The sequence below is a fragment of the Neptuniibacter sp. UBA6509 genome (assembly GCA_002435145.1).
GTDB lineage: Bacteria > Pseudomonadota > Gammaproteobacteria > Pseudomonadales > Balneatricaceae > Neptuniibacter.
Window position 1 is genome coordinate 26431 of record DJLT01000107.1, and the last position, 9035, is coordinate 35465.

Below are 9035 nucleotides of genomic sequence, written 5' to 3' on the forward strand. Positions count from 1 at the left end.
ATTACGAACAATTGTTTCTGTATTACGAATATTTCGAACGGCATCAAAACCATCCATAACAGGCATAATGCAATCCATTAAAACAAGGTCATACTCCCTATCACGCAGCATACCCAGCGCAATCGCACCATTATCGGCGAACTCCACACGGGCTTTTAACTTTTCTAACATGCCCTTTGCGACAATCTGGTTAACACGGTTATCATCTACCACCAGCACAGTTATATGAGAATAGGTATTATATTCTTTTACTTCTTGCTCCTTCATAATGGCTTTTGGTTTATCTATAACTTTCCGAAGTTTAAGGGTAAACCAGAACTCAGACCCTTTGCCCTCTTCACTTTCTAAACCAATTTCACCTCCCATTATTTCTACAAGCTCTTTGCTAATGCTCAGCCCTAACCCGGTTCCACCGTATTTACGACTTGTAGAAATTTCCGCTTGGCCAAAGCGTGTAAATAAATACTTTCGCTGCTCCTCAGCCAGACCAATACCTGAATCTTTTACGCTAAAACGAATATCAAAATCATTGCCATCTGTTGCCGAATTTAAAGGTATCGCTTTGGCGGAAAGAGTGACCGTACCTTTAGATGTAAACTTAATTGCATTACTGATTAAATTATTCAAAATCTGTCTTAGCCTATAGGGATCCCCAATAAATAGGCTATCTCTAGCGTTGATATCCGCTAACTGAAAATCACAGTGCAAGATGATTTTCTTATCGTCTGCCAGATGATTAAAGCAGTTCATCACATCGTCAAAGACCTCCTTCAAATTAAACTCAATGCATTCGATCTCTAACTTGCCTGATTCTATTTTTGAGAGATCTAACACATCGTTAATGATTCGCAGAAGTGACTCACCACTTCGCTTGATAGATGTAGCGTAGTTTTTTTGCTCAAAATTAAGCTGCGAGTCTAGAAGTAGATCTGTTAAGCCAATCACTCCATTCATCGGGGTCCGGATTTCATGACTCACGTTAGAGAGGAACATTGATTTAAAATCGCTGGCTTTTTTTAATTCTTTGATCTTTTTCTTTAACTCTAAACGGGAGACAACTTCATTACCCAACACTTCAAGGGCACGCCGTTGTTGAGACGATAATTTTTTAGGCTTATCACTAATGGTACAAAGTGTACCTAACGCATAACCGTTAGGCGTGATCAATGGAGTCCCCGCATAAGAGCGAATTTTGGGCCCATCAGTAACCAAAGGGTTATCAGAGAAACGACTGTCATCCAGCGTATCTTCCACCTCAAAAATATCTTCCTGAAGAATGGCATGAGCACAAAATGCGATATCTCTTGATGTCTCAACCGCATCAATTCCAACCTTAGATTTGAACCACTGCCGATCAGGATCAATCAAGCTGATAAGAGCTATAGGGGTACCACAAATATCTGAGGCTAATTGAGTCAAGTCATCAAACTCTTTTTCATCCTCAGTATCTAAAATATCGTAGCTGTATAACTCTTTAAGACGCTCTTCTTCAGTCTTCGGTAACGATGCTGAGATCATGAGGCTTCCTTTTCCTTATATATAACTTAATCAAGGGGTATGTAACTTAATCAAGCTCTACGTAACTAAAACACGAGGCACTTAACTAAACCAAGGGCTACGTAACTTAATTAAGAGATATGTATCCCAACCAAGAGGCATGTAACGCAATTAAGATATATCTAAATCAATTAGTTACAGACATAAGTAAAGGCCATAAGGAAACAATAGATAAGATTCCGCTTTATTACCAAGTAATCGACGAGATAAATGCACTGAGCCTCATGTTCTTCAGTTTTTCTGAGACTCAATACGAGGTATTCGCAAGTATAATCTGCGAAAGATAATACGGAGCTGGGGGGTCAGCTTAGGTATTGGGAATGGAACTTTAAGTGCTCTTCGATAAAGCTCGCGATAAAAAAGTAACTATGATCATACCCGGCTTGGTACCTTAAACTCACTGGGTAATTAGCGTTTTTTGCGACTAATTCAAGCGACTCTGGCATTAGCTGTTCCGTTAAAAAAGTATCGGCACCGCCTTGGTCCACCAGCATCGGTAGCTTACTGTTCGCCCCTCTCATTAACTTGCATGTATCGTACTGTTCCCATTTTTTCGTATCCTTCCCTAAGTACGCAGTGAAAGCTTTCTTCCCCCATGGGCAGTTCATCGGATTAACAATAGGGCTAAACGCAGAGACTGATTGATAATCTGACGGATTCTTTAATGCAATAGTAAGAGCTCCATGCCCTCCCATTGAGTGGCCGCTGATTGAACGCTTATCCGCGACCGGAAAATGCTCTTCTATCAACTGTGGTAATTCCTGAGTCACATAGTCGTACATTTTATAATGTGACTGCCATGGTTCCTCTGTCGCGTTTAAATAGAACCCTGCGCCTTTACCTAAGTCATAAGCGCCATCAGGTGCATCAGCAACACTGTCACCTCGTGGGCTTGTATCTGGCACAACTAACGCAATGCCCAACTTTGCTGCGATCCTTTGAGCTCCAGCTTTCTGAACAAAATTTTCATCCGTACAGGTAAGGCCAGACAACCAATACAGGACAGGCACTTTTTCACCTGTATTGACTTGCGGAGGCAAAAAAATACTAAACTGCATCGAGCAATTAAGTACTGTTGATTCATGACTAAACTGCTTTTGCCACCCATCAAAACATTTGTATTTGTTCAAACTTTTAATATTCACAGCGACCCTTTTGCTATTTTAGCACTTAGAAGTTGAGGAGCGAGGCCTTAAAGTTCTGTGCCTTATTTGGCAATAGAAATCTAAGACCGTCCTTATGCAGCTACAGCATTTTATTTATCGAAATGAATAACGCTACGAATGCTCTTCCCTTCATGCATTAGATCAAACGCATCGTTTATTCCTTCCAGCCCCATCGTATGCGTAATGAAGTCATTCAGCTTAAACTCACCCGCCATATACCTTTCAACGATCTCAGGAAGCTCTGAACGACCTTTAACTCCACCGAAAGCGGAACCACGCCAAACACGACCTGTCACTAGCTGGAAAGGACGGGTTGATATTTCCTGACCTGCGCCCGCTACCCCAATGACAACAGATTCGCCCCAGCCTTTATGACAACATTCTAAAGCCGAGCGCATTACATCCACATTACCTATACATTCAAAGGAGTAATCGACACCACCATCCGTGAGATCAACAATTACGTCCTGAATCGGTTTGTCATAGTTAGTAGGGTTAATACAATCTGTAGCCCCAAGCTCTTTTGCGAGCTTAAATTTACTTTCGTTGATATCAATTGCGATGATACGGCTAGCCTTAGCCATTGTAGCGCCGATAATCGCTGACAAGCCAATTCCCCCCAATCCAAAGATAGCGACTGTGGCCCCCTCTTCGACTTTGGCGGTATTCATTACCGCTCCCATCCCTGTTGTCACACCACAACCCAATAGACAAACCTCTTCTAGCGGCGCTTCTTTGTTAACTTTAGCTAAAGAGATTTCAGGTAAAACAGTGTATTCAGAAAAGGTTGAACACCCCATGTAATGGTAGATTGGCTGGCCATCTTTGTAGAAGCGTGTAGTGCCATCCGGCATAAGTCCCTTGCCTTGGGTTTCGCGTATTTTCTGACATAAGTTTGTCTTACCTGACAGACAGAACTTACATTCACCACACTCTGGGGTATAAAGCGGTATTACATGATCACCCACCGCTACACTTGTGACTCCTTTACCTACCGCTTCGACAATTCCTCCACCTTCATGACCGAGAATAGCGGGAAAAATACCTTCAGGATCTTCCCCTGAAAGCGTAAATGCATCGGTATGACAGACACCTGATGCCACAATGCGAACTAGAACTTCACCCTCTTGTGGCGGCATTACATCAACTTCTTCTATTGATAGAGGCTCATTTGGCCCCCAAGCGATAGCCGCTTTAGATTTAATCATTTTCTCGCTCATAACTGCCCCATATACTGTCTTATGTTTTTATACGTACATTGTAGTTAATTACTTGAAGGTTATAATTATAGAATTCTGCAATTTACTTTTACCATATGGTAATAATAATTTTTTGTGAGTAGCGATGTTTAGTTGGGAAGGAATTACTGAATTTGTTGCGGTGGCCGAAACGGAAAATTTTACTGCGGCATCTCAGAATCTAAATATCTCCACAGCACAGGTTAGCCGGCAGATTAGTGCGCTTGAAACTCGATTAAGCACAAAACTGTTTTACCGGACCACACGTAAAGTCTCAATCACTGAAGCAGGTCAAGTGTACTATCAACACTGTAGACAACTGCTAGATGGCCTAGAAGATGCTGAACGCGCTTTAACTCAACTACAGAGCGCCCCCAAAGGAAAACTTAGAGTAACCGCACCTACAACATTTGGTGAAAGCCGAATTGCACCAGTGCTAAATGATTTTGCCTCTCTCTATCCAGAACTTTCCATCGAGTGTTTTTTTACTAATCAAAAAATTGACTTAGTAGACTCTGCCTATGATCTAGCGATCCGCTTAGGAAAACTAGATGACTCTAGCATGATGGCAAAACGCTTATCCGTTCGAAAACTGTTTGTCTGTGCATCTCCAAGCTATCTTTCTGATCATAGTGCACCGCATACGTTAGCAGAGCTAGATGATCACAACTGTCTTCAAGGTACATTGCAGTACTGGCGATTCCACGACCGTGGCCAAGAAAGAAATATTAAGATACACGGTAAACTAAGCTTTAACAGTGGCACAGCACTGCTTGATGCAGCCTTGAAAGGCCTCGGGATCGTACAACTTCCCGATTACTATGTACAAGAGAGCATTGAAACTGGTCAGTTGGTTCCTTTATTACAAAATTTCCAGCCTAGCGATGAAGGTATTTGGGCTATCTACCCGCATAACCGTCACCTATCCCCCAAAGTACGCATGCTGATCGATTATATGTCATCAAATCTATCTATTTGATTCACCGTAATTAGCAACCCTATACACATGGATATCAAATTATTCATATTGATATGTATATTATTCGTTATCAGATCCTTCAAAACCACTCTATGATCTTCACTCAAGCACAGAGTGATTACTGCTCTTATAAGCCACATAGCACTGATACACGAGTACACATGAACATCGATAGAAAAGACGCTGATCCAACATTAGTCTGTACGTGTAACGATCTGTATATCTCTGACATTGAAGAATCTATTGATTTTGGAGAGGATGAATATCGTGAAATATTTGCCGTTCATGATCTACAACCTCGCTGCGGAGAGTGCGTAAATCATGTTAACGATATCGTGAAACAAAAAAATCCCCGATGTGATTAACATACGGGGATTTATCTTTAAATCAGCGACGCTTATTAACCTAAAACTTAGCGTGTAAGCCTAAAACGCTGAACCATCACTCCCAGTCGGTTAGCAACTTCACTTAGATGAACACTCGAGTTAGATGTTTCATCTGCAGCTGAACGACTTTGCTCTGCGATAACACGCACATTACAAACGCTCTTACTAATCTGTTCTGCTGCAACACTCTGCTCTTCAGCGGAGCTAGCAATCAGCGTATTAACATCGCTCATTCTCTCTACAGCTGCACTGATTTCATTTAATGCATCATCCGCCTGATCAACCAATTGAATGCAACCATTCGCCTCATCTGTGCCTTTATTCATCACAGAAACGGCAAAGTTTGCGCGCTGCTGAAGGTCACCAATCAAATTATGGATCATCTCAGTAGATTCTTGAGTACGCTTTGCCAAGCCTCTAACCTCATCAGCCACGACAGCAAATCCACGTCCTTGTTCACCCGCCCGTGCCGCTTCTATAGCCGCATTAAGCGCCAATAGATTGGTTTGTTCAGCGATTTCACGAATAACATCTAGGATTGCGTTAATATCGCAGGTTTTCTGCTGAAGTTGTTGAACCTCCAAGGAGGTTTCCTCAAGGCTTGATGAAAGCTGCGTCATTCCTTCTGTCGCCCTTTGCATCTGCCCTCTTCCTTGTTTAACTTGATGATTGGCATTATCAGCCGATTCCGCAGCTTGTGACGCATTAGTAGCAACGTGCTGTGCGGTATGAGCCATTTCCGTAACGGCTGCTGCAACCTGATCAGTTTCTTCTTGCTGAAGCAAGGTTCCACTCTTAGCCTGTTCAGTTAAAACAGCGAGCTCTTCTGCAGATGTGCTCATATTTCTGCTGGCATGGGTAATCTCTGTGATCATATCGCGCAGACTACGCGTTGTATCGCCTAATGAAACATTAAGCTTGCCTACTTCATCACCTCGATGACAGTTAATCTCTTGCGACAAATCACCCTGAGCGAGAGTATTTGCAAAAGATACAGCATCCAAAATAGGTCGAGTAATCATGCGCGTAATCATAAAGGCAAAAAAGCTACCTAAAACGATCGCAATTAATGAGATGATCCCAACAACGAGTAGATCCTGCTGAATTTTTGACTGCAACATAGGTCCAAGCTTGTCTTGCTCAGCCATGACTGAGAGCTTTACTTGTTCTACGTTTTTAGCGACTTGCGGTCCAATAACGTCCAGCGTACCAGACACTAATCGATTACGTTCATTCTGGGCGGCAAAAATATCCTGAGTCGCCGCTAAATAGAGTGTTCTTGCTTGATGAAAAACGGCTAAAAATTCTGACTCTTGTACTGTTAAAAAGTTTTCTTCTAATGCAAGTGTATGCTGGTTCAACGCTTGATCTAACTTTTCAATTGCAACGTTGTAATCATCGGCATGGCCCTTCTCCAAAAAGCGAACTAAATACAGCCTAGCCAGTAATAAGTCCTCTTTTAGATTTCCAAGCAGATACATTTTGTCACTGTTAGCCTCTATCTGAGAAAGTTCACGCAGTTGTGTAATCTGCTTTCGCATAATAGGGCCTTGCTTAACCAGCACATCGTAATAAAGCTGATCTTCTTTCCCAATAAGAGCAACTACCTCATCAAAGGTATTCTGATAGCGGGTCAACAGTGAGTCTGTTTCCATTATTAAACGACTTCGCTCAGGATTAGAAATTTCATTTTTGGATTGCTCCAAAAACTGATTCATCAATCCCATTCGATTCTGATACTGTTCTAATTCCGTTGACTCATGGCTAATCAAAAAGTTTTTAACTGCCATTCTTACTTTCAACATATTCGCTTGTAAGCGACCTGATAAGTTGGTGTCTCTAGCCAACTCTCGATACTTTACAAACCCTTCCTCTGAATGTTGCAAACCACTAACACCTGCACCTGATGCAGTGACAAGTAGTATCAGTATGAAACCAAAGCTCATACCTATTTTACTTCGCAGACTTAAACTATTTAATATATTCATTTATTCACACTTACTACATTAGGAAAAACGAACTTACTGAGATATATTCTCAATCGCAGTTGATAATACTTCTCATTGAATTCCCTTACAATAGTTTAAGAAAACCTTAATGCAATAAATTGTAGGCAGCATCAAGTTAAGGTAATCACCTTTAATCTAAATGCAATGTATATAGATAAAGTGAGGACAAAAAAGATAGAAAGCGGAAAATAGATTTAGGAGTGACAGCGATTATAAATGCAGGAACAGTGACTGTTCGCCACTGTTCAAAAATTAGCTGTAATAGACTTTAAGTTTTTCTACGGCAAGATCAATATCAATAGTGATTGGCTCATCCGTTTCCCGACGGCCTACTGGATTCAAACGATTATGAAACAGATTTTTATCCAGTTCTTCCCTTTGGTTACTGTCTTTTCGCCGATCAAGAAATGAGTTCCGTCTCTCGAAGCCCTCAAACTTTGAAAAAACAAACCGCGTCCGCCACTCATCAGCAAGCTGAAGAGTGGGAATGTCAGGGCTTATCTTCTCAGACCGTTCATCGATCCAATAATAGACTATACCTGACGGGCTCAAATCCTTAACTAGTTGCACAGGACCATCCGTTTTATTGATAAATCTACTCAAAATCTGAACACACACTATGAAAAAACATAGTATCAAACCAAATTAGCAGTGTTTCTATCATTTAGCCACTTTAATTCAGAAAGTTGAGACGTACATTCATTCTATAAGGCGATTAAGCTATTAATTTTCTCCTTTGATAAATCCATATCAACTTCAATTACTCTATCCGTCATACGCCGCCCCTTTAGAGGAGGCTTGCGTTTAGAGAAAAAGATCTGAGTCCCCTGTAATTTAACCTTATTCGCGGAATAACGGCGATCATAGAAAGAACGTCGTCTTTCCTTACCTGGATACTCAGAAAAATGGTAATGAATCAGCCACTCTTCAGCTAATTCAACCGTAGCTAAGTTAGAACTCACCTTACTATTATTTTGATCTACCCAATAATAAATGAACTCATAGCTATCAAAGTCTTTTACCAGTTTAAACATAACTAAAATCCAATTTCAGATGCTTTCTCGGTAACCGCCTAACTGCTCCTTTGCATCTACGCTCAGATACTTAGATGCTGAGATGTTTTAAGTACCTTCTTAGATAATTACTCAAAAACGACTTAAATAATTGCTAAAGCACTCTGCGGAAACGCTCACATGATCGACCGGCAGATCAATAGAGCTCTTAAATTTCAGTTTAGACGTTAAACGACAACTAACAGATGAGAAGAATTCATACATTTCAATTACAAAAAGAAATGAATCAAAAGCGTGACAGAATAAAAAAGGAGGTGTTAGAAATTGGGGGTGATCCCGCCAGCCACATTCCGGCACATGAATCCACCGCTGTGGCTGCTCCCTTCCGGGCCTGACCAGGTTCACGATTTATCATTGCGGAAGGACCAACAGGACCACCATCGCATGGCCTGTAAGCCTTGCCTTAAGGGCGTTTCCTTAAGACAGGCGCGCAGTATACCAGTGATAATTTAAGATGCAAATGCATTATTCTTAACTATTTGTTTTTATTAGTTACTTGATCAAGAAACAACCACTACGACAGCAAATCTTGTCTAGCCTTTTCAGGCACTGTTCAAAATGATAAAAAGATAAAGGCACGGTTTCAGTAACTTAACCGTTTTAACTAGGGAAATGGGATGGACTCCC

The 9035-nt window shown here is 41.2% G+C and carries 8 protein-coding genes and 1 other RNA gene; 2 read left to right on the top strand and 7 right to left on the bottom strand.

Annotated elements, in window-relative coordinates; translation table 11 throughout:
- From B4K11_RS13455 to B4K11_RS13465, 3 genes are all read right to left on the bottom strand, one after another.
- A partial coding sequence (locus B4K11_RS13455) for a GAF domain-containing hybrid sensor histidine kinase/response regulator (RefSeq protein WP_292959429.1) occupies positions 1 to 1518 on the bottom strand: 1518 nt, incomplete at its 3' end.
- 341 nt (positions 1519 to 1859) lie between these two features.
- Positions 1860 to 2702, bottom strand: a complete 843-nt coding sequence (gene fghA / locus B4K11_RS13460; RefSeq protein ID WP_292951547.1) for an S-formylglutathione hydrolase — start codon at positions 2700 to 2702, stop codon at positions 1860 to 1862.
- A 110-nt stretch (positions 2703 to 2812) separates the two neighbouring features.
- The gene (locus B4K11_RS13465; protein WP_292951565.1) at positions 2813 to 3931 is read right to left on the bottom strand and encodes an S-(hydroxymethyl)glutathione dehydrogenase/class III alcohol dehydrogenase; all 1119 of its coding nucleotides are present in this window, start codon (positions 3929 to 3931) and stop codon (positions 2813 to 2815) included.
- A gap of 136 nt (positions 3932 to 4067) precedes the next feature.
- Between B4K11_RS13465 and B4K11_RS13470 the strand changes: the two genes are divergently transcribed.
- The gene (locus B4K11_RS13470; RefSeq protein ID WP_292951550.1) at positions 4068 to 4940 is read left to right on the top strand and encodes a LysR family transcriptional regulator; all 873 of its coding nucleotides are present in this window, start codon (positions 4068 to 4070) and stop codon (positions 4938 to 4940) included.
- Between the two features lie 161 nt (positions 4941 to 5101).
- Positions 5102 to 5305, top strand: a complete 204-nt coding sequence (locus B4K11_RS13475) for a (2Fe-2S)-binding protein (protein WP_292951553.1) — start codon at positions 5102 to 5104, stop codon at positions 5303 to 5305.
- Between the two features lie 47 nt (positions 5306 to 5352).
- Here B4K11_RS13475 and B4K11_RS13480 read toward each other — a convergent pair whose 3' ends face one another.
- The 4 genes from B4K11_RS13480 to ffs all read right to left on the bottom strand — a co-directional run bounded on the left by B4K11_RS13480 (position 5353) and on the right by ffs (position 8779).
- Positions 5353 to 7314, bottom strand: a complete 1962-nt coding sequence (locus B4K11_RS13480; RefSeq protein WP_292951556.1) for a HAMP domain-containing methyl-accepting chemotaxis protein — start codon at positions 7312 to 7314, stop codon at positions 5353 to 5355.
- Between the two features lie 273 nt (positions 7315 to 7587).
- The gene (locus B4K11_RS13485; RefSeq protein ID WP_292951559.1) at positions 7588 to 7905 is read right to left on the bottom strand and encodes a hypothetical protein; all 318 of its coding nucleotides are present in this window, start codon (positions 7903 to 7905) and stop codon (positions 7588 to 7590) included.
- A gap of 134 nt (positions 7906 to 8039) precedes the next feature.
- Positions 8040 to 8369 carry a hypothetical protein gene (locus B4K11_RS13490; protein ID WP_292951562.1) on the bottom strand — a complete coding sequence of 110 codons (330 nt, stop codon included), beginning with the start codon at positions 8367 to 8369 and terminating at the stop codon, positions 8040 to 8042.
- A gap of 313 nt (positions 8370 to 8682) precedes the next feature.
- An RNA gene (gene ffs, locus B4K11_RS13495) (signal recognition particle sRNA small type) lies at positions 8683 to 8779 on the bottom strand.
- Positions 8780 to 9035: the final 256 nt, after the last annotated feature.

What these genes read in the sequence shown, in the direction of transcription:
- B4K11_RS13465 (WP_292951565.1), bottom strand. Translation starts at nt 3,931, where the DNA reads ATGATTAAATCTAAAGCGGCTATCGCTTGGGGGCCAAATGAGCCTCTA.
- B4K11_RS13470 (WP_292951550.1), top strand. Translation starts at nt 4,068, where the DNA reads ATGTTTAGTTGGGAAGGAATTACTGAATTTGTTGCGGTGGCCGAAACG.
- B4K11_RS13475 (WP_292951553.1), top strand. Translation starts at nt 5,102, where the DNA reads ATGAACATCGATAGAAAAGACGCTGATCCAACATTAGTCTGTACGTGT.
- B4K11_RS13480 (WP_292951556.1), bottom strand. Translation starts at nt 7,314, where the DNA reads ATGAATATATTAAATAGTTTAAGTCTGCGAAGTAAAATAGGTATGAGC.
- B4K11_RS13490 (WP_292951562.1), bottom strand. Translation starts at nt 8,369, where the DNA reads ATGTTTAAACTGGTAAAAGACTTTGATAGCTATGAGTTCATTTATTAT.